Origin of the sequence: Brevundimonas intermedia (assembly GCF_027922165.1) — a bacterium.
Classification (GTDB): domain Bacteria; phylum Pseudomonadota; class Alphaproteobacteria; order Caulobacterales; family Caulobacteraceae; genus Brevundimonas; species Brevundimonas intermedia.
In genome coordinates, this window is the sequence record NZ_BSFD01000009.1 from 22,474 (window position 1) to 44,143 (window position 21,670).

Consider the following 21,670-nt stretch of genomic DNA (forward strand, 5'->3'; position numbering starts at 1 on the left):
AACCGCGGACCAAGGCGGCGCGCAGGAATTCAAATAGCACGCCACATCACAGGAGACAGAACGAGTGTCAAGGCCTGCTGACTAGCCACCCCGTCAATCGTGGCCACTACAGATTCAAAAGCGCCGGATCCCCTCCCTGGGCCGCGATGTTCACGCTGATCGCCTTCTCCGACGCATAGCGGATCAGGCTGTTGGGGCCGCCCGCCTTTGGGCCCGTGCCTGACAGTCCTTCACCGCCGAAAGGCTGGACCCCAACTACCGCGCCGGTGATGGAGCGGTTCACGTAGACGTTGCCGGCGGGGACCAGTTCGATCACCTCGGCGGCGAAGGCTTCGATGCGGCTGTGGACGCCGAGGGTCAGGCCGTAACCACGGGCGGCCAGTTTGCCGGCGACCGACTTCAGATCGGCCGAGTCGTAGCGATAGATATGCAGGATAGGGCCGAACACCTCGCGTTCCAGGAAATCGGCCGTGGGGATCTCGGCGATGGTGGGGGCGAACAGGTCGCCCTTTTCGGCGCCCAGCGGCAGGGTGGCGCGGGCGAGGATCTTCGCCTCCTTGGACAGGCGCTCGACGTGGGCTTCCAGGGCGCGGCGGGATTCGGGGTCGATCACCGGGCCGATGTCGGTCTTGGGATCGGCTGGGTCGCCGACGGTCTGGACGGCCAGGGCGCCCTTCAATCCTGCGATCAGGGCGTCGGCGGAGTCCTTGGGGACATAGAGGACGCGCAGGGCCGAGCAGCGCTGGCCGGCCGAGCCGAAGGCCGACTGAATCACGTCGTCGATGACCTGTTCCTTCAGGGCCGTGGTGTCGATGAACATGCCGTTCAGACCGCCCGTCTCGGCGATGAAGGGGATGATTGCGCCGAGGCGGGCGGCGATCGAGCGATTGATGGCGGCGGCCGTGTCGGTGCCGCCGGTGAAGGCCACGCCGTCGATTCCGGGGTGGGTGACCAGAGTCGCGCCGACCGTCTCGCCGCGCCCGGGAACCAGGGCCAGCAGGTCGGGGTTCAGACCGGCCTTGTGATACAGGCGCACGGCCTCTGCGGCGATCAGCGGCGTTTGTTCGGCGGGCTTGGCCAGGACGGCGTTGCCGGCGGCCAGGGCGGCGGCGATCTGGCCGGTGAAGATGGCCAGGGGGAAGTTCCACGGCGAGATGCAGGCGAAGACGCCACGCCCGTGCAGGATCAACTGGTTGGTCTCCCCGGTCGGGCCCTTCAGGGTCTGGGGGGCGGTGAAGTCGCGCTCGGCCAGCAGGGCGTAGAAGCGGCAGAAGTCGGCGGCCTCGCGCACCTCGGCGACGCCGTCGTTCAGGGTCTTGCCCGCTTCGCGGCTGAGCAGGGCGACCAGCCGGTCCAGATCGGCCTCCAGCGCCTCGGCCATGGCGCGCAGGATGACGGCGCGTTTGGCCCCGCCCTGACGGTCCCATTGAACCTGGGCGTTCGCAGCGGCCTCGACGGCGGCGTCGATGTCGGTCGCCTCGGCTTCCGACGCATGGCCCAGCACCTGCGACCGGTCGAACGGATTGGTTACGGCCTGGGCGTCGATCCCGGCGCGCAGCTTGCCGCCGACGATGGGGCCGGACGTCAGCTTTTCGCGGTCGATGCCTTCCAGCGCGCGGGCGTGGGCTTCACGGTCGGCGGCCTGGGAATAATCGCGGCCGAGGGAGTTCTGACGATCGCCGTACATGTCTTGCGGAACCGGAATCTTGGGGTGACGGTCGGGCGCCTGCTCGACCAGGGAGATGGGATCGGCCGCGACGGCCGAGGCGGGCACGCGCTCGTCCAGCAGGGCGTGGACGAAGGAGGAGTTGGCGCCGTTTTCCAGCAGGCGCCGGACCAGATAAGGCAGCAGTTCCTCGTGTCCGCCGACAGGGGCGTAGGCGCGGACGATGACGGTCTCGTTGGCCCAGGCCTCATGCGCCGCGTCGTAAAGCGCCTCGCCCATGCCGTGCAGGCGCTGGTGCTCGACGGCCACGCCCCTGTCGCGCGCTATGCGCCGCACAGCGGCCAGAGTGTGAGCGTTGTGGCTGGCGAACTGGGAATAGATGGCCGGCGCCGCCTCGATCATGGCCTTGGCGCAGACGAGATAGTTCAGGTCGGTCGCCGCCTTGGTGGTGAAGACCGGATAGTCGGTGCGGCCGAAGACCTGGGCGCGCTTGATCTCGGTGTCCCAATAGGCGCCCTTGACCAGGCGCACCATCAACCGGCGGCCCGAGCGACGGGCCAGGTCGGCGACCCGCTCGATCGTCTCCAGCCCGCGCTTCTGATAGGCCTGAACCGCCAGACCCAGGCCGGTCCAGCCGCCCAGGCTGGGTTCGTGCGCCAGTCGGTCCAGCAGTTTCAGCGACAGGGCCAGACGGTCCGCCTCCTCGGCGTCCATCGTATAGTTGATGTCGTATCTGGCCGCGATCTGGGCCAGGCGCAGGATCCGAGGATAGAGGGTCGCCCAGACGTCGTCCTCATGCGTCGCCTCGTAGCGGGGCGAGAGGGCCGACAGTTTCACCGAGACGCCGTGGCCGTGTTCCGGTCCCTGGCCCTTGGACGTCTTGCCCACGGCCTCGATGGCGTCGGCGTAAATCTTCTCGTAGCGGTCGGCGTCGGCGACGGTGCGGGCGCCCTCGCCCAGCATGTCGAAGCTGCACAGCCAGCCTTCCTTGTTCGACCGTTTCAGCGCGCCCTGAATGGTGCGACCGACCACGAACTGTTCGCCCATGATCTTGACGGCGGTGGCTACGGCCTGGCGGATGACCGGCTCGCCCAGACGACCGGCGATCCGCTTCAGGAAGCCGGGCAGGTCGCTGCGGGCCTCGTCATCGACATCGACCAGTTTGCCGGTCAGCATCAGGCCCCAGGTCGAGGCGTTGACGAACAGGCTGTCGGACTGGCCCAGGTGGCTGGCCCAGTCGGCCGAGCCGATCTTTTCGGCGATCAGCCGGTCGCGCGTCTCTTCGTCCGGCACGCGCAGCAGGGCCTCGGCCAGGCACATCAGGGCCAGGCCCTCGCGGGTGCCCAGGCTGAACTGCTGAAGGAAGCTTTCGACCACCCCCTGCTTCTTCTGGCTGCGCCGGGCGTGTTCGACCAGGGCGGTGGCCTCCGCGACGACATCCGGGCGTTCGGCGGAGTCCAGCGGCATGCGGGCCAGATTGGCGGCTACGGCTTCGCGCTCGTCCCGGAACTTGTGGTGGTCCAGACCGTCCCAGGCGGTCAGGCTCGAGGGCGTGAAGGCGGGCGAGGTCATGGCGGCAGGTCCTGTGGATTTACGCCGTATATGCCGGAGTTAACTGAAGGTGCTTCGTATGATAAGGGGCTGGGCCGAAGATTGTTCGGCATCTGGGCCCGATTTTAGATGATCGAGATAGACGCCGTCGACCGCCGCCTCCTTCGGGTGCTTCAGACCGACGCCCGCATCTCCAACGCCGAACTGGCGCGGCAGTGCAACCTGTCGCCCGCCGCCTGTTTCGAGCGGGTCAAACGCCTGCGGGAAAAGAAGATCATCACTGGCTACGCCGCCATGATCGATCCGGCCCAGGTCGGTCGCGACCTGCTGATCTTCGTCGAGGTCCTGCTGGACCGCACCACCGGCGACGTCTTCGAAGCCTTCGCCGCCGCCGTGCGCAGCCAGCCGGAAGTGCTGGAATGTCATATGGTCGCCGGCGGCTTCGACTATCTGATCAAGGCGCGCGTCGGAGACATGGACGCCTATCGGGCGTTTCTTGGGGACGTTCTGGTGAGGATGCCGGGCGTGCGGGAGACCAGGACCTACGCCGTTCTCGAAGAGGTGAAGTCGACGACGGTGCTGCCGCTGTAGCGAACGTCTCGCCTTCGTCATTCGAACCGTCTAGAAGTTCCGCCCTTACTTAACGGCTCAGGGTCCGCCCGCCTCAATGCGCATCGTTCTGGCCACCGACGCCTGGGAACCTCAGGTCAACGGCGTCGTCCGCACCCTGACCCGCACCGTCGCGGAATGCCGCGGCATGGGCCACGAGGTCGAGGTCATCGAGCCCAGCCTGTTCAAGACCATTCCCTGCCCGACCTATCCGGAAATCCGGCTGGCCCTGGGGGCGGAGGAGGAGATCCGCGAAATGCTGCGCGCCTTCGAGCCCGAGGCCGTGCACATCGCCACGGAGGGGCCGATCGGCATCGCTACCCGCCGTATCTGCGTGGAGTGGAAACTGCCGTTCACCACCAGCTACCACACCAAATTCCCCGAATATGTCTCGGCCCGGTTCCCGATCCCGGTGCAGGTCGGCTACGCCTATATGAAGTGGTTCCACAAGCCGTCGGGCCGGCTGATGGTGGCGACCCCGACCCTGCGCGACGAGCTGGTCGAACATGGGTTCAAGAACGTCTCCCCCTGGTCGCGCGGCGTAGACACCGAGATGTTCAACCCCGATCTGGACCGGATCTATGACGAGATGGGGGGCAAGGACTGGCCGCGACCCTTCTTCCTGAACGTGGGCCGTGTGGCGGTGGAGAAGAACATCGAGGCCTTCCTCGAACTCGACCTGCCCGGCACCAAGATCATTGTCGGCGACGGCCCGGCGAGAGCAGAGCTTCAGGAAAAGTATCCTGAAGCGAAGTTCCTGGGCGCCAAATTCGGCGATGATCTGGCGCGTTGTTTCCGTGACGCCGACGTCTTCGTCTTCCCCAGCTGGACCGACACCTTCGGCCTGGTGATTCTGGAGGCCATGGCGGCGGGTACGCCGGTGGCCGCCTATCCGGCCCACGGACCGATCGATATCATTCCCGGTTCGAACGCGGGGGCGATCGATAAGGACCTGAAGGCCGCTTGTCTGCAATGCCTCAAGCTCGACCGCCGGGATGTCCGAGCCTATGCGGAAAAGTTCAGCTGGCGCGCCTCGGCCGAGCAGTTCGTCGAGAATCTGGAGCCCTACCCAGAACCCGAGCGCGGCCGTTTCTGGCGCCGCCTTCGACGTATAGCCCGTATTAGAAAACGCGCCGCCGCCTAGTCCGGGCATGCATCGCCAATGATCGCAAGCCAGACCCCAAGGACAAGGAAGAGTCATGCTCAAGCCGCGCCAAGACCTGAGCCCGAACACCGCGGCCTATGAGACGCAGGCGCTGGTCAAGCCGACGGGGTTCCGGGAGTATGACGCACGCTGGATCCTGGAGAAGGAGATCAATCTCCTCGGCATCCAGGCTCTGGGCCTGGGCCTTGCCACCTATGTTCATGAGATCGGCGTGGCGCCGAAGATCGTCACCGGCCATGATTTCCGCAGCTACAGCCTCAGCGTCAAACAGGCCCTGATCCTGGGCCTGCTGGAAGGCGGAATGGAGGTGCTGGACGTCGGCCTGGCCCTGTCGCCCGTAGCCTATTTCGCTCAGTTCGAGCTGGACGCGCCCTGCGTGGCCATGGTCACCGCCAGTCATAACGAGAATGGCTGGACCGGCGTGAAGATGGGGGCGAACAAGCCCCTGACCTTCGGCCCTGAGGAAATGGCCCGGTTGAAACAGATCGTGCTGAACGGCGAGGGCGTGGCCCGGCCGGGCGGGAAGCTGGTGCGGGTCGAGGGTTTCCGCGAGACCTATGTCGCCGACGTCGCCTCCAAGGTCCAGATCAAGCGCCCGCTGAAGGTGGTCTGCGCCTGCGGCAACGGCACCGCCGGCGCCTTCGCCCCCGACGCCCTGCGGCGGATGGGGGTGGAGGTGATCGAGATGGACACCGACCTCGACTATACCTTCCCAAAATACAATCCGAACCCGGAAGATCACGCCATGCTGGTGCAGATGGCCGAGCGGGTGCGCGAAACGGGCGCCGACCTGGCCCTGGGCTTCGACGGCGATGGGGACCGCTGCGGCGTGGTGGACGACACGGGCGAGGAAATCTTCGCCGACAAGATCGGCCTGATGCTGGCCCGCGACCTGTCCAGGGTCTATCCGGACAGCACCTTCGTGGTCGATGTGAAATCGACCGGCCTCTACAAGACCGATGAAGTCCTCAAGGCCAATGGCGCCGAGGTGGTCTACTGGAAGACGGGTCACTCCTACATCAAGCGCAAGACCGCCGAACTGGGCGCTCTGGCCGGGTTCGAGAAGTCGGGGCACTTCTTCATGGCCGGCGACCTGGGCCACGGCTACGACGACGGCTTGGTCGCGGCCGGCGCCGTGCTGGCCATGCTGGATCGCAATCCGGGCAAGACGCTCAGCGAACTGAAGGCGGCCCTGCCGGACGCCTGGACCAGCCTGACCATGTCGCCCCATTGCGACGACGAACTGAAGTACGGCGTGCTGGAGCGGATTGTGAAGGAATACTCCGATCTGGCCGAGGCCGGCGGCGAGATTCTGGGCCGAAAAATCCTTGAGGCCATCACCGTCAACGGCGTGAGGGTGCACCTTGAGGACGGCTCATGGGTCCTGGTCCGCGCCTCGTCGAACAAGCCCGAACTGGTGGTGGTGGTCGAGAGCATGCGGTCCGAGGACGACATGCGCGACCTGTTCCGCAAAGAGATCAAGCCGCGCCTGGCCGCCTATTCCGAGATCGGCGCCTTCAATCAGGAAATCTGAAGACTCGCATTTGTCGAACCTGGTCCAAAAAGATGAGCATGCCGATGTCTATCAAACGCTTCCGCAGCAGAATCCGGAAATTCCTCCGGATGAAACCAACTTCGACAGATCCCAGGGATCTTAAGGCACGGTTTACGGACGTGTATGAAAGGCGCTGCTGGGGATCGTCGGAATCCGCCTCGGGGCCTGGCTCGACCTTGGACTCTGGGTCTGTCCATCGGGCGTTGCTCGTGCTGCCGCAAATGGTCGAAAGATATGGTATTCAGTCGATCGCCGATGTGCCGTGTGGCGACTTCAATTGGATGCCGCAGTTCCTGAAGAACCATCCAGATATCGAATATACAGGCTATGATATTGTCGATGGTTTGATAGCGGAAAACCAAAAACGCTATCCCGAAGTGTCGTTTCGCGCTTTGGATATCACCACCCAGATACCGGCGCGCGCTGATTTGATCTTTTCCAAGGACATGGTGAATCATCTAGTCGAATCCGATGTTTGGAAGGCGATTGCAAACATGATCCGGTCCGGCGCCACCTATTTGCTAATCACCTCAAATGGCGACCCTGTTCCGAACGAGGAGCTCCCCCGCAACTTCGGGGGCATGTCCAGGATTCTAAATTTGAGAATCGCGCCCTATGACTTCCCTGTCCCGCTCCACGACGATGGTTATCTGGCGATGTGGCGGACCTCCGATTTGGCTTTCGTCCTGGATCGCGCAGCTTGATCTGAACCAATCGACCCGATGACCGCTTCCTCCAGACCTGATGCTGGAGGCCCGATTGCCGCACTTCTATTTTCACACCGACAACGGCGATTGTATTCGGGATGATCAGGGCGAAGATCTGCCCGATGTCGAGGCTGCGCGTGAAGAGGCGGTAGCGGTTCTGGGGGAGATTCTGCGGTACAGGGGCGCGGCATTCTGGGAGACGGCTTCGTTCAGCGTGATCGTGACCGACGCCGATGGGCATACGGTGGTCAGCGTTACAGCCAAGGCGTCCGACGCCCCGCCTGAGGGCTGGACGCTGGCAGAGAGCGGGACATGACCAAGCCCGGACCCCAACCGAAGATCGCTACACTGATCGACAAACTGTCCCAGCGTGATCATGTCAGCCCGGAAGAGATTGAAGCGCTTCGAGACGTTCTGGGGACTCCCCAGGAGGTTCGCGGCGGCGTGGACATCGTCAAGGAGCACGCGCATCCCCAGCAGAGCACTCTGCTGATCTCTGGGTTCTCGGCGCGGTACAGCAGCCTTTCGGACGGCGGGCGCCAGATCACCGAGATCAATGTGCCCGGTGACTTCATCGATCTGCACAGCCTGCTGATGAAGCAGATGGACCATGGCGTCGTGGCCCTGACCGACTGCGTCGTCGCACCGGCGCCCCATGTGAAGTTGATCGCCCTGACCGAACGCCACCCGCACCTGACACGGCTGCTGTGGCTGGACACGATCATCGATGCGGCCATCCACCGCCAATGGCTGGTCGCGATGGGTCGGCGCAGCGGCCTGGGCCATCTGGCCCACCTGATCTGCGAACTGTATCTGCGCCTCCAGGCGGTCGGTCAGTCCGGGCGACTGCGGTTCGATCTGCCCCTGACCCAGGCCGTACTGGCCGACGCCCTGGGCCTGTCCACCGTCCATGTCAGCCGTCTGGTCACCGAACTCCGGGGCGAAGGGGTGATCAACTGGAGCGGAGGCCAGGTCGAAATTCTGGACTGGCACAGGCTGGCGGAGATCGCAGAGTTCGACGCCACCTATCTGCGGCTACAGAACGAACCGGTCTGACTTAATCCATGTTATCGCGCGCGACCCCGCTCTGGGGTTGATCGGCGTCATGTCCGAACAGAATCTCGCGCAAGCTCTGCTCTCCCGCTTGGCGGTTCAGGGCGTCGATCTGATGGAACAACTGACCGCGTCCGGGGACCGCATCTCGCCGGTTCAGGACGGCCTGTCGGTCGTCACCCTGGTGCTAGAGGGCGCGGTGGCGCGGCAAGGGCGGGACTCCCTCTGCCTCGGGCTGGCCGGTCCGGGCGACCTTCTGAACTTTGACGCCGCTGTCGGGGGACTGGCGAAGGAAGACGGCTTGTGGCTGACCGCAGGGCGGCAGATCACGATCCCGGCGGCACGTTTGGTCGAGATGATCGAGCGTCCTACCCTGGTCGAGACCGCCCTGGCGGATCTGCGCCGCCGGATGGACGCCGCCCATGCAGAAGTGAAGCGTCAGGCGCGCGGAAGGGTCACGGAGCGTCTGGCAGCGCTGCTGCTCGATATCCATGGCTTGAGCCAGGCGATGGAAATACCGCTGCGCCAGAGCGACATCGCCGATCTTCTGGCCGTTCGCCGGGCCGGAATCTCAACCGCCGGCGGCGAGTTGCAGGCGGCAGGGGCCATTCGGGTCGGGCGGGCGGCGATCCGTCTTTGCGACGTTGACGCCCTGAGTACAGCGGCGGTCGGCGCCGCTCGCGAACGGGCGGCTCACTCCACCGTGACGGACTTGGCCAGGTTGCGGGGTTGATCGACGTCGGTGCCTTTCTGGACGGCGGTGTAATAGGCCAGAAGCTGGACCGGCACGGCGTAGACCAGGGGCGCGATCAGGGGGTGGCAGTCCGGGGCGTGGATGCGGCGGATGCCGGCGCCGTGCGGATCCGGAGCCCTTTCCGGTGCGATCATGATCACCGGGCCGCCGCGGGCGGCGACCTCCTGCAGGTTTGAGGCGGTCTTCTCGAACACATCGTCCAGGGGGGCCAGGGCGATGGTGGGGGTCTCTTCGTCGATCAGGGCGATGGGGCCGTGCTTCAGCTCGCCGGCGGCATAGCCCTCGGCGTGGATATAGCTGATCTCCTTCAGCTTCAGCGCGCCTTCCATGGCCAGGGGGAACATGGCGCCCCGGCCCAGGAACAGGACGTCGTCGGCCTTGGCCAGATCGTGGGCCACCGCGCGGATGCTGGCGTCCATGCGAAGGGCCTCGGCGATCAGGCGGGGGCTTTCGAACAGGGCCTTGACCAGTTCGTGCTCCTGGGCCGCATCGATACGACCGCGCGCCACGCCCGCCGCCACGGCCAGGGCCAGCAGGGCCGCGACCTGGGCGGTGAAGGCCTTGGTCGAGGCCACGCCGATCTCGGGCCCGGCATGGGTCGGCCACAGCACATCGGCCTCGCGCGCCATCGACGAGGAGTGGACATTGACCACGGCGGCGGTCATCAATCCGTGCGCCTTGCACCAGGTCAGGCTGGCCAGGGTGTCAGCCGTCTCGCCCGACTGGCTGACGGCGACCGCCAGGGTCTTTGGCGACACTGCCGGCGAGCGGTAGCGGAACTCGGACGCGATCTCGACGTCGCACGGCAGACCGGCGATCTTCTCGAAGGCGTAGCGGCCGATCTGGCCGGCGTAGAAGGCGGTGCCGCAGGCGACGATCTGGATGCGGTCGATGGCGGCGAAGTCGACGGCGTTGGTTTTGGCCGTGCCCGTCACCAGGTCGAGATATTCCGACAGGGTGTGCTGGACGCTGTCGGGCTGTTCATGGATCTCCTTTTCCATGAAGTGGCGGTATTCGCCCTTCTCGACCATGGCCGAGGAGGCGGAGACCTGGACCACAGCCCGTTCGACCGGCTTGCCGGCGACGTCGAACATCCGGGCCCCGCCCTTGGTCACGGCGACGTAATCGCCCTCTTCCAGATAGGAGATCTTCTGGGTGAAGGGGCCGACCGCCAGGGCGTCCGAGCCCAGATACATTTCATCCTCGCCCCAGCCGACCACCAGGGGACTGCCGCGACGGGCGCCCAGGATCAGATCGTCCTCGCCGTCGATCAGCACCGCCAGGGCGTAGGCGCCGGTCAGCCGATCCAGCGTGATCTTGAAGGCCTCCAGCGGCGGCCGCCCGGTGTTCAGCTCGGCGTCCAGCAGGTGGGCGATGACCTCGGTGTCGGTCTGGCTTTCAAAGACATGGCCCTCGGCGGCCAGTTCGGCCTTCAGCTCGGCGAAATTCTCGATGATGCCGTTGTGGACCAGGGTGACGCGGCCGGCCTTGTGCGGGTGGGCGTTGACGGTGGTCGGGGCTCCGTGGGTGGCCCAGCGGGTGTGGCCGATGCCGACCGTGGCCGTCAGCGGCGCCTCGACCAAAACGGCTTCCAGATTACGGATCTTGCCCTGGGCGCGACGGCGCTCGACCGATCCATCCACCACAGCGGCGACGCCGGCCGAGTCATAGCCCCGGTATTCCAGCCGTTTCAGACTGTCGATCAGCCGAGGAACGACGGGTCCATTGCCGGTGACGCCGATGATGCCGCACATGCGCTGGGAACTCCGAGGAAGAAGGAAACAGAAGGGCGCCGCTTTGCACGGACGGCGATCCGGGGCTAAGCCACGCACCAGCCCCCACCGGCCGTCTATGCAATCTTAGGACGGACCGCACCTAAAAAGGGGTTTCGGAAGGTTTCCTGTTCGGGAACCGTCAGACGAAGGACCAGCCCGTGGGCGACAGGAAATATTTCGGCACCGACGGCATTCGTGGGCGCGCCAACACCTATCCGATGACGGCCGAGGTCGCGCTGCGCGTGGGCCTGGCCGCCGGCAAGCTGTTCCGCACGGGCGACGACCGGCGCCATCTGGTGGTGATCGGCAAGGATACGCGGCTGTCGGGCTATACGATCGAGCCGGCCCTCGTCGCCGGTTTCGCCTCGGTGGGCATGGACGTGCGGACCTTCGGCCCAGTGCCGACGCCGGGGGTGGCCATGCTGACCCGGTCGATGCGCGCCGACCTGGGGGTGATGATCTCGGCCTCGCACAACGACTATGCCGACAACGGGATCAAACTGTTCGGGCCGGACGGCTACAAGCTGTCGGACGAGATCGAGCTGAAGATCGAAGCCCTGATGGACGACGGCCTGGACCAGGGGCTGGCGCCGTCGAACAAGCTGGGCCGGGTCAAGCGGATCGACGACGCCCAGGCGCGCTATATCGAGATCGCCAAACAGGCCTTCCCCAAGCGGCTGAGCCTGCAGGGGCTGCGGATCGCCATCGATTGCGCCAATGGCGCCGGCTACAAGGTCGCGCCCACCACCCTGTTCGAGCTGGGGGCCGAGGTCTTCCCCGTGGGGGTCACGCCCAACGGAACCAATATCAACGCCGAATGCGGCTCGACCCATCCGGCCACCCTGGTCGAAGCGGTCAAACGCTACCGCGCCGACATCGGCATCGCTCTGGACGGCGACGCCGACCGGCTGATCATCTGCGACGAAAAGGGCCAGGTGGTGGACGGGGACCAGATCATGGCCCTGGTCGGGCTGGACTGGGCAAAGCGCGGGCGACTGGCCGGGGGCGGGGTGGTGGCTACCGTCATGTCCAACTTGGGTCTGGAGCGTCGTCTGAAGGCCGAGGGTCTGACGCTGGAGCGCACCAAGGTCGGCGACCGCTATGTGATGGAGCGGATGCGCGAGGGCGGGTTCAACATCGGCGGCGAACAGTCGGGCCACATCATCCTGCACGACCACGCCACCACCGGCGACGGACTGATGGCGGCCTTGCAGGTGCTGGCGGTTCTGGTCGAGGCTGGAAAACCGATGAGCGAACTGGCCCGCCAGTTCGATCCGGTGCCGCAGAAGCTGGAGAATGTCCGCTTCACCGCCGGCAAGCCGCTGGAGAACGACACGGTCAAGGCGGCCATCGCCGAGGCCGAGGCGGCGCTGAACGGTTCGGGACGACTGCTGGTCCGGCCCTCGGGCACGGAGAAACTGATCCGCGTCATGGCGGAGGGCGACGACGCGGCCCTGGTCAAGCGGGTGGTGTCGGACGTGTCTGCGGCGGTGAAGGCGGCGGGCTGACAGCCTCCCTCTCCCGGCGGGAGAGGGCTTGAGCGCACGGCGGCGAAGCCGTCGTTCTGGCGCGACCCGAAGCGCGGCGCGAAGCAGCCAAAGAGTGAGGGCTCCGGTGGTGCGAGCTGGCCCACCGGCGGAACCCTCATCCGGCCCTCCGGGCCACCTTCTGCCTATGGGAGCAGGACGGGGCCTGCCTGTCCGCGATTTCACTTGCGGGGCGGAGCGACCGGCGCTCCATTGGCGCCAGACATATTCGCTGGGGCCTTCCATGATCGACCGTCGCCGCCTTCTTCTGTCCGCCGCCGCAGGCGCGGGCCTCGCCGCCGCCAATGGTCAGGCATGGGCGCTGAACGCGCCGGCCGGCGACGCCGGCCAGGCCAAGGCCGCGCTGGCCGCCTTTATGGACCAGGCCTTCGAACAGACCCTGGATCTCAGCCCTGAGGCCGTGACCGCCTTCGGTCTGGACAATGGCGCGCGCGCCGCCGCCAAGTCCCAGCTGACCGCGCCGACTCTGGAGAACGAAGAGAAGTTCCGCGCCTTCACCAAGGCCCAGCGCGCCGCCCTGACCGCCTTGGACCGCGCGTCGATGGACGCCCAGGACGGCATCTATTACGACACCATCGCCGACAATCTGGATGGGGTGATCGCCACCTTCGCCATTCCCTATGGCCAGGGCGGATGGCCCAATCCCTATCGGGTCAGCCAGCAGGGCGGGGCCTATCAGTCGACGCCCGACTTCCTGGCCAACCAGCACACGATCGAGACGGCCGCCGACGCCGACGCCTATGTGGCCCGCGTGGCGGCCTTCGCCGAGGTCCTGAGCGCCGAGACCGAGCGGCTGCGTGAAGACTACGCCCTGGGCGTGATCCCGCCGGACTTCATCCTGGCCAAGGCTATCGGCCAGCAGGACGGCATACTGGCCACCAACACCGCCGCCTCGCCCATGGTCGCCTCGGTGGTGGATCGGACGAAGGCCAAGGGCCTGTCGGGCGACTGGGGCGCCCAGGTCGAGGCCCTGCTGACCCAGAAGGTCTATCCCGCCCTCTCGGCCCAGAACGCCTTGTTGAAGGCGGCCCTGCCGCGCGCAGGACATGAGGCCTCGGTTCGTCGCCTGCCGCAGGGGCAGCAGTATTACGCCAACAGCCTGCGCTTCATCACCACCACCCGACTGACGGCGGACGAGATCCACCGCACCGGCCGCGCTCAGATGGCCGAGCTGAGCGCTCGCGCCGACACCCTGCTGCAGGCCCAGGGCCTGACCCAGGGAACGGTCGCCGAACGGATCCGCGCCCTGGGCCAGGATCCGAAATACGTCTATCCCAACACCGACGCCGGCAAGGCCGAACTGATCGAGAAGCTGAACGATCAGATGGCCGATATGCAGGCCCGTCTGCCCAGCGCCTTCGGCCGCCTGCCCAAGGCCTCGGTCCAGATCAAGCGCGTGCCGCCCGAGGTCGAGGCCGGCGCGCCGATGGGCTACTACAACTCGCCCAGCCTGGATGGGACGCGGCCGGGCATCTATTGGATCAATCTGAAGGACACGGCGGAGTGGCCGTCCTGGACCCTGCCGACCCTGACCTATCACGAGGCGGCGCCGGGCCACCATCTGCAGATCAGCCTGCAGCAGGAGAGTGCGGCGGCGCCCAAGTTCATGAATCTGCTGGGCTTTGCGTCCTATGTCGAGGGATGGGGCCTGTACGCCGAACAGCTGGCCGACGAGCTGGGGGCCTATGAGAACGATCCGGTGGGGCAGATCGGCTATATCCAGTCGCTGATGTTCCGCTCCGCCCGTCTGGTGGTGGACACCGGCATCCATTCCAAGGGCTGGAGCCGCGAACAGGGCATACAGTACATGATGGAAGCCTATGGCGATCAGGAAGGGGCCGCCGTGTCCGAGGTCGAGCGCTATTGCGGCTGGCCGGGTCAGGCCTGCGCCTACAAGGTCGGTCACAACGAATGGGTCAGGCTGCGCGAAAAGGCCAAGACGAGCCTGGGCGGCAAGTTCGACCTGAAGGGCTTCCACGACACGGCCCTGGCCGCTGGGGGCGTGCCGCTGTCGGTGCTGGAGCGGATCGTGGACGGCTGGATCGCGACGCAGGCCTAGGCCTGCGATGGCCGAGGAGGCTGAGATGATCGACCGACGCCAACTGTTGAAGACGGGCGCTCTGGCGAGCGTTGCAGCATTCGCCGCGCCGGCCTTTGCACGCGCCCAGACGGCGGCGGCGGACGCCGTCGTCGCCCGGATCGGCGAGCAGGCCGTCGATATCAATCCGCAGCTGGCGACCAATCTCGGCCTCGACACAGGAGCCCGCGCCGGCCTGAAATCCGCCCTGGCGGGGCGGGGCCTTCAGGACCGAGCCAAGGCGATCGCCCTCAACGAGGCCTGGCTGGCCGAGATCCGCGCCGTCGACGCCTCGACCTTGACTGGCCAGAGCGCCGCCAGTTTCGAAGTGGTTCGTTTCCAGGCCGAGGCTCTCGATGCGGCAAAGGGTTTCGGCTACGGCGATTTCGGCTTCGTCGATCCCAGCGTGTATCCGCTTCAGCCCTATACGGTCTCCCAGCTGACCGGCGCCTATCAGGCGACGCCGGATTTCCTCGACACCCAGCATTCGATCGAGACCGCCGCCGACGCAGACGCCTATCTGTCTCGCCTCTCGGCGTTCGCACAGGTTCTGGGTCAGGAGACCGAGGCCAGCGGCCTAGACGCGGATCGCGGCGTGATTCCGCCGATCTTCATCGTCGCCAAGGCGCTGGACCAGATGCGGGCCTTGCGTGCGCCGACCGCCGCCGAGGCCGGCCTGACGCGCAGCATCGCCCGACGCACTGCGGAGAAGGGCATCGCTGGCGATTGGTCGGAGCGCGCCGCCGTCATCGTCGAGCGAGAGATTTATCCCGCGCTGGAGCGACAGATCGCCCTGCTCGAGACCTGGAGGCCTCGCGCCACGACCGACGCGGGCCTCTGGGCCCGGCCTCAGGGCGAGGCCTATTACGCCGCCAATCTGCGGCTGATGACCACCACCGATCTCGACCCCGAGACCATCCATCAGATGGGGCTGGACCAGTCGCGCGACATTCTCTCACGCATGGACGCCCTGCTGAAGGCCGAGGGCATGACCGAGGGGACAGTCGGTCGGCGAATGGCCGCCCTGGGCCGACAGCCGTCGCAGATCTATCCGAACACCGATGCGGGCAAGGCCCAGATCCTGGCGGATCTGAACGCCCAGATCGCCGACATGGAGGCTCGGCTTCCGCAGTATTTCGGACGGCTGCCGAAAGCGAGGGTGGAGGTCCGCCGCGTCCCCGCCGCCATCGAGGCCGGGGCGCCGGGCGGCTATGCCGTGGCGCCCAGTCTGGACGGGTCGCGACCGGGCGCCTTCTATATAAATCTGCGCGACACGGCCGAGTGTCCGCGCTTCAGCCTGCCGACCCTGGCCTATCATGAGGCGCTGCCGGGGCATCATCTCCAGGGCACGTTGGCGATCGAAAACACCCGCCTGCCTTTGATCTCGAAGGCGCTTTTCTTCAGCGCCCACGGTGAAGGCTGGGCGCTGTATTCGGAGCAGCTGGCCGACGAGATGGGCGTCTACGCCGAGGACCGTTTCGGGGAACTGGGCTATCTGCAGAGCCTGTTGTTCCGCGCCTCGCGCCTGGTGGCCGACACCGGATTGCACCACAAGCGCTGGAGCCGGGAACAGGCGATCCGCTATATGGTGGATACGGGCGGCGACGAGGAAAGCGCCATAGCCACCGAGATTGATCGATACTGCGTCTGGCCCGGCCAGGCCTGCAGCTACAAGGTCGGACATACCGAATGGGTGCGTCTGCGCGAAAAGGCGAGGACGAGCCTGGGCGACCGGTTCGATATCAAGGGCTTTCACGACAAGACCCTGGCCGCCGGCGGCGTGCCCCTGTCGGTGCTGGAGCGGATCGTGGACGGCTGGATCGCGACCCAGGCTTAGTGGGGGACTAGTCGGAGACCGTCAGCCCGTCGATCCGGCGCAGACGATTGTGGATGTCGGTGGCGGCGACGGCCGCCTCGGCCGTGGCGACGGCGATCTGGTTGAGGCCGCGCACCACGTCGCCGGCGGCATAGAGTCCCGGCACGCTGGTGGCCTGATGCAGATCGACCTCGAGCCGGCCGTCGGGCGCCAGACGGGCGTCGAGGCCCTGCGCCAGTTCGGCATTGGGCGACGTGCCCAGGGCGGAATAGACCAGATCGAAGGCGCGGGTCCGGCCGCCCCAGCCCAGGGCGGTGACCCGGTCCTGTTCCAGATTGACGGCCTCCAACGGTGCGACGATCAGCTCGACGCCCAGCCGGTCCAGTTCCTCGTGCCGGGTCAAAGCCTGGGGCGGCCCGATATGGATCAGCGTCACCCGGTCGGAATAGGTGCGCAGGAAGGCGGCTTCGCGCGCCCCCTTGTCGTCGTGGCCGATGACGGCGACCGCCTTGTCGGTCGCCTCGTAGCCGTCGCAGATGGGGCAGATGCGGACCAGGGCGCGCTGAACCGCCCGCTCCACGCCCGGCAGGTCGGGGTGGTGATCGACGACGCCCGTCGCCAGAAGCACCGCTCGGGCGCGGATCTCACGGCCTTGGACGTGGGCGACGAAGCCGTCGCCGTCGTGGGCCAAACGCTCGACCCGGCCGGGTTCGATGACCGCCCCGAACTCCTCGGCCTGTTCGCGCATCCGCGTCAGGATGTCCGCGCCGGAGACGCCGGAGGGAAAGCCCGGCATATTGTGGCTCAACGGGATCCAGCAGGCGCGGGGCTCGCCGGCGTCGATCACCAGGGTGCGGCGCCGGAACCGGCCGAGATAGGTCGCCGCCGTCAGGCCGGCCGGGCCGGCGCCGATGATCAGAACCTCAGTATCCGTCATCGGGTGCGCCAGGCGACGGGCCACAGGTCATTGGGGACGCCGGCGCAATTCCCCATCGAACTCTCACGCGTCAGGGCGAAGCGGTCGCCGGTCCAGGCCCAGGTCTGGAGCGCGCCGCAGTCCCCGATGCCCCGGCCCTTGGCGAAGGCGGAGAGGGTGCGGGTCTCGGGATCATAGGCGCCGTTGATGGTGGTGTTGTCCGCCATGACCGGGTTCGCGCCCGGTCCGGCGGTTCCGACCAAGGCGACGGGACGGGGCTCGCGTCCGTCCGGCCCGGTCAGGTACCAGAAGTGGGTCAGGTTGTAGGCGCCTGATCCGCAAGCCACCGCCCACAGCACCGTTCGGGCGTCCAACCGTGCGGACGAGACTCCGTCGCCTATGCCGGACATCTGCGACTCCTTGAGGCAGTCGCCCACCTCCCTTCGAGCGCGCAGGGTTGCGGGCAGGGTCTGGCCGCTGTCGCCGAAACCGGTCTGATCGATGCGGGGCGCGACCGGGACGGTCGGCAGGGGCGGGGCCACAGGGACGCTTGAGGCGGGGCGATCGCCCCGGCGGATCAGGGCGGTGGTCGTGCCCAGGCGGCCCTGTTTCTCGTCGATCCAAAGCAGGGCGGCGGCGGCCCCGTTCAGGGAGACAGCCTGGGTCGTCGCGCCCTTGATCGTCATCGAACGGCCCTGGGCCATCGCATCGATGAGGGGGATGGTGTCGGAGCGGATGCGGCCGACCGGCGTCTGGCCGCCGTTGTCCAGGGTCGCCGGGAAGGCGCGGTCGTCGATCTGAAGGCCGACGGCGGTCGAGGCGGGCGCGTCGCTGTCCGGCCAATAGCCGAAGGCGACCTCCGGCCTGGCGTCGGGGCCCGGCGGCAAGGCGATGCGGACCCAGCCCGCCGCAAAGTCGGGTGCAAAGCCGAAGGCCCAGCAGGTCCCGTCGTTGCTGCAGGTGGCGCTCCAGTCCCGGAACTGGCGCGTTTCGCTCCGGGTCTGCAGCACGGCCGGCGCCGACGGTGTCGCCGTCGTCCCGGAAGCGGCGGGCTGGCTCGGACCGGGACGCGGCGCGGGCTCTCGATCGCCACATGCCGCGACCGCTGCGGCGGAAATCGTCAACGCCGCCAGGGCGCCCCTACGAAACAGACCCATGATCCTCATGCCTTTCTCAGCGCCGCAGGTTTGTGCGCGGCGCGGGCGCCGGTCTTGGCGCTCTCGACGACATACTCCGGATTCTCGGGCGAGGCCGCTACCTCATGGCCTTTGATATGCGTCTTGGCGGTGATCTTGCGCACGACCTTTCCGGTGGTCGTCCCCTGGCTGTGATCCCACTTCACGCGGTCGCCGAGTTTGAACGTCCTGTCCGTCATGGTGCGGCCTCCTTCGGCAGATGCGGTTCAGCGAGCAGCCGTCGCATCAGTTCCGCATCGACCACGGGCGGCGGCTCGCAAAAGGCGAGAATCCACCGTTCGACTAGGTCGCGCTCCTCGTCCGTCATGTCGTCGTTCCCCGTTTGATGCGTGGGCCGTCAACAAGGCCGGATCGGCGTGCTTGGTTCAGCTTGGCCACGCGGGGTTTTTTCCGGGCAGGGTTAACCGAAGGCGGGGTTTGCGCGGACGCCCGGCCCGGCTATATCCCCGCCACGATATTCTTTCCCCAAAAGTCAGAGGCGGACCGCACGCATGGCCAAGATCAAGGTCGAAAACCCCATCGTCGACATCGACGGCGACGAAATGACCCGCATCATCTGGCAGATGATCAAGGACAAGCTGGTCTTCCCGTTCCTGGATCTCGAGCTGGACTACTACGACCTGGGCATGGAGCACCGCGACGCCACCGACGACCAGGTGACGATCGACGCCGCCCACGCGATCCAGAAGCACGGCGTCGGCGTCAAGTGCGCCACCATCACCCCGGACGAGGCCCGGGTGAAGGAATTCGGCCTGAAGAAGATGTGGAAGTCGCCCAACGGCACCATCCGCAACATCCTGGGCGGCGTGGTCTTCCGCGAGCCGATCATCTGCTCGAACGTGCCGCGCCTGGTGCCGGGCTGGACCCAACCCATCGTCGTCGGCCGTCACGCCTTCGGCGACCAGTACAAGGCCACCGACTTCCTGATGCCCGGACCGGGCACCCTGACGATCAAGTTCGTCGGTGAAGACGGCGCCGTGATCGAGCATGAAGTCTACAAGGCGCCCGGCGCCGGCGTCGCCATGGCCATGTACAACCAGGACGACTCGATCCGCGAGTTCGCCCACGCCTCGTTCGCCTATGGCCTGCAACGCAACTATCCGGTCTATCTGTCGACCAAGAACACGATCCTGAAAGCCTATGACGGCCGCTTCAAGGACATCTTCCAGGAAGTGTTCGACGCCCACTACGCCGCCGAGTTCAAGGCGCGCGGCCTGACCTATGAGCACCGCCTGATCGACGACATGGTCGCGGCGGCGATGAAGTGGTCGGGCGGCTTCGTCTGGGCGTGCAAGAACTATGATGGCGACGTGCAGTCGGACGTGGTGGCCCAAGGCTTCGGCTCGCTGGGCCTGATGACCTCGGTGCTGATGACGCCCGACGGCAAGGTGCTGGAGACGGAAGCCGCCCACGGCACCGTGACCCGCCACTATCGCCAGCACCAAAAGGGCGAGGCCACCTCGACCAACTCCATCGCCTCGATCTTCGCCTGGACCCGCGGCTTCAAGCACCGCGCCAAGCTGGACGGCAACGAGGCCCTTGGCGTCTTCGCCGACACCCTGGAGAAGGTCGTCGTGGACACTGTCGAAGCCGGCTTCATGACCAAGGACCTGGCGCTGCTGGTCGGCGATCAACAGGGCTGGCTGACCACCGAGGGCTTCCTCGACAAGGTCGCCGAGAACCTGAAGACGGCTCTGCCCGACGTCGGCTGAGCCCGTCCTCAAGCAGCGCGAAGCGCGGTAGGGCACCAAGACGTCCTCAAGCAGCGCGAAGCGCGGTAGGGCACCAAGACGTCCTCAAGCAGCGCGACGCGCGGTAGGACACCAAGACGTCCTCAAGCAGCGCGACGCGCGGTAGGACACAGACCGTCCTCAAGCAGCGCGACGCGCGGTAGGACACCAAGAAAGAGCCCCGTCGGATCCGTCCGGCGGGGCTTTTCGTTGCGTCGTCGCAGAGGCCGTGCATGATCGGGCCGAGGGCGGGGGAAGCGACGTGAAACGGCTGTTCGGCAATCTGGTGGTTCTGGGGCTGGTGGCGGCCGTCGTGGCCTTCTTCGCCGCGCCGGCGGTGGGCTTCTTCGCCATAAGGTCGGCGGCGGAGGCGGGGGACGTGCAGGGGCTGACCCGGCTGATCGACTTCCAGGCCGTGCGCCAGTCGCTGCGGCCGCAGCTGAGCGGCGCGGTCCAGGCGCCGGCGCCCTCGTTCCTCGAAGACCCGATCGGGGCGGTCCGGCGCCAGATGGAACGGAACCCGATCCTGAACACGCCGGACGTGGACGCCTATCTGACGCCGGCCGCCCTGTCGGCCCTGACGCGCGGCGAAGGGCGCTACGCCAGCCACTGGTCGGCGGCGACTCCACCGGCGGCCGGCGCCGAGACGCGCAAACCCTGGCCCCGGCCGGTGTTCTGGAGCGTGAACCGGATGCGGATGGCGGTTGAGGACCAGGGCGGATCACGCACCGTCTTCACCTTCGAGCGGCGGGGGCCGTTCGAGTGGATGCTGGTCCAGATCGGCCTGCCCGACGGGTCGGCGCCGGCGGCGCCTCAGGCGGCTGCGCCTGCGACGGCGCCCTAGGCGCAACATCTGGCCCGTCTCGACGTTTCGGCATCAGGAGTAAGCATGAAGAAGATCGCCATCGGACTGGTCGCGGCCATTCTGGGCCTGGCCTTGGCCGCCTGTTTCATCTCGCCCTTCGTGGCGGCCCAGGCGCTGATCCGGGCGGCGCGGACGGGGGATGTGGCCGGTCTGGAGCAGTCCGTGGACTTCCCCGCCTTCCGGGCCAGTCTGAAGGCCGAGCTGAACGCCCGCGCGGCGCTGGAGATCCGCGAGCGGACCGGCGGCGACCGGGCCATGGCCGCCCTTGGGATGCTGCTGGCGCCGTCGCTGGTCGAGGGGGCCGTGGACGGTCTGGTCACGCCCGAGGGGATCGCGGCCATGGTCCGGTCCGGCGACAAGCCCCGGCCCGAGCGACCCGTGCCCGCGTCCGACACGCCGGCGACGCCGAAGGAGCAGATCCATCAGTCCTGGGCCTATCGCGGGATCAACCGGTTCGCCGTAACCCTGACCCGCGACGACCGGCCCGACGACGCTCTGGTGCTGATCCTGGAGCGGCGCGGGCCCTTGCACTGGAAGCTGGCGGGGGTGGATCTGACGCCCGACCCGATGGGGTAGGGGCGCCGGCCCAGTTGCACTGCACCCCCGAAAACGGGTGCAATGTGCAAAAGAGTGCAATTTCGGCGGAGGTCAGGAAGACCGGCGCCGCCTGGTGCAGAGTTCTTAGTCA

At 66.8% G+C, this 21,670-nt stretch carries 19 protein-coding genes; 13 read left to right on the forward strand and 6 right to left on the reverse strand.

What is annotated here, in order from left to right:
* Positions 1-106: 106 nt before the first annotated feature.
* Positions 107-3,238 (reverse strand): bifunctional proline dehydrogenase/L-glutamate gamma-semialdehyde dehydrogenase PutA, encoded by a 3,132-nt coding sequence (gene putA, locus PKE72_RS11625; RefSeq protein ID WP_271165542.1) that lies wholly within the window; start codon positions 3,236-3,238, stop codon positions 107-109.
* Between the two features lie 108 nt (positions 3,239-3,346).
* On the opposite strand from putA, the gene PKE72_RS11630 reads away from it, so the two are divergent.
* The 7 genes from PKE72_RS11630 to PKE72_RS11660 all read left to right on the forward strand — a co-directional run bounded on the left by PKE72_RS11630 (position 3,347) and on the right by PKE72_RS11660 (position 9,039).
* A complete protein-coding gene (locus PKE72_RS11630; RefSeq protein ID WP_271165543.1) occupies positions 3,347-3,808 on the forward strand; it encodes an Lrp/AsnC ligand binding domain-containing protein in 462 nt (153 codons plus the stop codon).
* A gap of 76 nt (positions 3,809-3,884) precedes the next feature.
* Positions 3,885-4,970 (forward strand): glycosyltransferase family 4 protein, encoded by a 1,086-nt coding sequence (locus tag PKE72_RS11635; RefSeq protein ID WP_271165544.1) that lies wholly within the window; start codon positions 3,885-3,887, stop codon positions 4,968-4,970.
* A gap of 55 nt (positions 4,971-5,025) precedes the next feature.
* The gene (locus tag PKE72_RS11640) at positions 5,026-6,525 is read left to right on the forward strand and encodes a phosphomannomutase/phosphoglucomutase (protein ID WP_271165545.1); all 1,500 of its coding nucleotides are present in this window, start codon (positions 5,026-5,028) and stop codon (positions 6,523-6,525) included.
* A gap of 230 nt (positions 6,526-6,755) precedes the next feature.
* Positions 6,756-7,250, forward strand: coding sequence for a class I SAM-dependent methyltransferase (locus tag PKE72_RS11645; protein ID WP_271165546.1), 495 nt, complete (start codon positions 6,756-6,758; stop codon positions 7,248-7,250).
* Between the two features lie 55 nt (positions 7,251-7,305).
* Entirely contained in the window at positions 7,306-7,569 is a 264-nt protein-coding gene (locus PKE72_RS11650) for a DUF6894 family protein (RefSeq protein WP_271165547.1), read from the forward strand.
* Positions 7,566-8,309 (forward strand): Crp/Fnr family transcriptional regulator, encoded by a 744-nt coding sequence (locus PKE72_RS11655; RefSeq protein WP_271165548.1) that lies wholly within the window; start codon positions 7,566-7,568, stop codon positions 8,307-8,309. Before PKE72_RS11650 ends, PKE72_RS11655 begins: the two co-directional genes overlap by 4 nt.
* A 49-nt stretch (positions 8,310-8,358) precedes the next feature.
* Complete coding sequence (locus PKE72_RS11660) at positions 8,359-9,039, forward strand: Crp/Fnr family transcriptional regulator (protein ID WP_271165549.1); 681 nt, start codon at positions 8,359-8,361, stop codon at positions 9,037-9,039.
* Here the strand turns inward: PKE72_RS11660 and glmS are convergent.
* Positions 9,000-10,814 (reverse strand): glutamine--fructose-6-phosphate transaminase (isomerizing), encoded by a 1,815-nt coding sequence (gene glmS / locus PKE72_RS11665; protein WP_271165550.1) that lies wholly within the window; start codon positions 10,812-10,814, stop codon positions 9,000-9,002. The genes PKE72_RS11660 and glmS overlap by 40 nt on opposite strands.
* Positions 10,815-10,993: 179 nt before the next feature.
* Here glmS and glmM point away from each other — a divergent pair, with 179 nt between their 5' ends.
* The 3 genes from glmM to PKE72_RS11680 all read left to right on the forward strand — a co-directional run bounded on the left by glmM (position 10,994) and on the right by PKE72_RS11680 (position 16,296).
* Positions 10,994-12,343, forward strand: coding sequence for a phosphoglucosamine mutase (gene glmM / locus PKE72_RS11670; RefSeq protein WP_271165551.1), 1,350 nt, complete (start codon positions 10,994-10,996; stop codon positions 12,341-12,343).
* Between the two features lie 262 nt (positions 12,344-12,605).
* The gene (locus tag PKE72_RS11675) at positions 12,606-14,441 is read left to right on the forward strand and encodes a DUF885 domain-containing protein (protein ID WP_271165552.1); all 1,836 of its coding nucleotides are present in this window, start codon (positions 12,606-12,608) and stop codon (positions 14,439-14,441) included.
* A gap of 25 nt (positions 14,442-14,466) precedes the next feature.
* Complete coding sequence (locus tag PKE72_RS11680; RefSeq protein WP_271165553.1) at positions 14,467-16,296, forward strand: DUF885 domain-containing protein; 1,830 nt, start codon at positions 14,467-14,469, stop codon at positions 16,294-16,296.
* 7 nt (positions 16,297-16,303) lie between these two features.
* On the opposite strand, the gene PKE72_RS11685 is transcribed toward PKE72_RS11680, so the two are convergent.
* Genes PKE72_RS11685 through PKE72_RS11700 form a run of 4 tightly spaced genes read right to left on the reverse strand, consistent with a single transcriptional unit; the run spans position 16,304 to position 18,694 of the window.
* Positions 16,304-17,212 (reverse strand): NAD(P)/FAD-dependent oxidoreductase, encoded by a 909-nt coding sequence (locus tag PKE72_RS11685; RefSeq protein WP_271165554.1) that lies wholly within the window; start codon positions 17,210-17,212, stop codon positions 16,304-16,306.
* A complete protein-coding gene (locus PKE72_RS11690) occupies positions 17,209-18,348 on the reverse strand; it encodes a DUF1176 domain-containing protein (protein ID WP_271165555.1) in 1,140 nt (379 codons plus the stop codon). Before PKE72_RS11690 ends, PKE72_RS11685 begins: the two co-directional genes overlap by 4 nt.
* A 5-nt stretch (positions 18,349-18,353) precedes the next feature.
* Positions 18,354-18,566: a hypervirulence associated TUDOR domain-containing protein gene (locus PKE72_RS11695; RefSeq protein ID WP_271165556.1), complete on the reverse strand. Its 213-nt coding sequence runs from the start codon at positions 18,564-18,566 to the stop codon at positions 18,354-18,356.
* Positions 18,563-18,694 (reverse strand): hypothetical protein, encoded by a 132-nt coding sequence (locus tag PKE72_RS11700; protein ID WP_271165557.1) that lies wholly within the window; start codon positions 18,692-18,694, stop codon positions 18,563-18,565. The genes PKE72_RS11695 and PKE72_RS11700 overlap by 4 nt, the downstream gene beginning before the upstream one ends.
* 184 nt (positions 18,695-18,878) lie before the next feature.
* On the opposite strand from PKE72_RS11700, the gene PKE72_RS11705 reads away from it, so the two are divergent.
* The 3 genes from PKE72_RS11705 to PKE72_RS11715 all read left to right on the forward strand — a co-directional run bounded on the left by PKE72_RS11705 (position 18,879) and on the right by PKE72_RS11715 (position 21,558).
* Complete coding sequence (locus PKE72_RS11705; protein ID WP_271165558.1) at positions 18,879-20,099, forward strand: NADP-dependent isocitrate dehydrogenase; 1,221 nt, start codon at positions 18,879-18,881, stop codon at positions 20,097-20,099.
* Positions 20,100-20,379: 280 nt separating this feature from the next.
* On the forward strand, positions 20,380-20,961 hold the full coding sequence (locus tag PKE72_RS11710; RefSeq protein WP_271165559.1) for a DUF2939 domain-containing protein: 582 nt from the start codon (positions 20,380-20,382) through the stop codon (positions 20,959-20,961).
* Between the two features lie 45 nt (positions 20,962-21,006).
* Positions 21,007-21,558, forward strand: a complete 552-nt coding sequence (locus PKE72_RS11715) for a DUF2939 domain-containing protein (RefSeq protein WP_271165560.1) — start codon at positions 21,007-21,009, stop codon at positions 21,556-21,558.
* Positions 21,559-21,670: the final 112 nt, after the last annotated feature.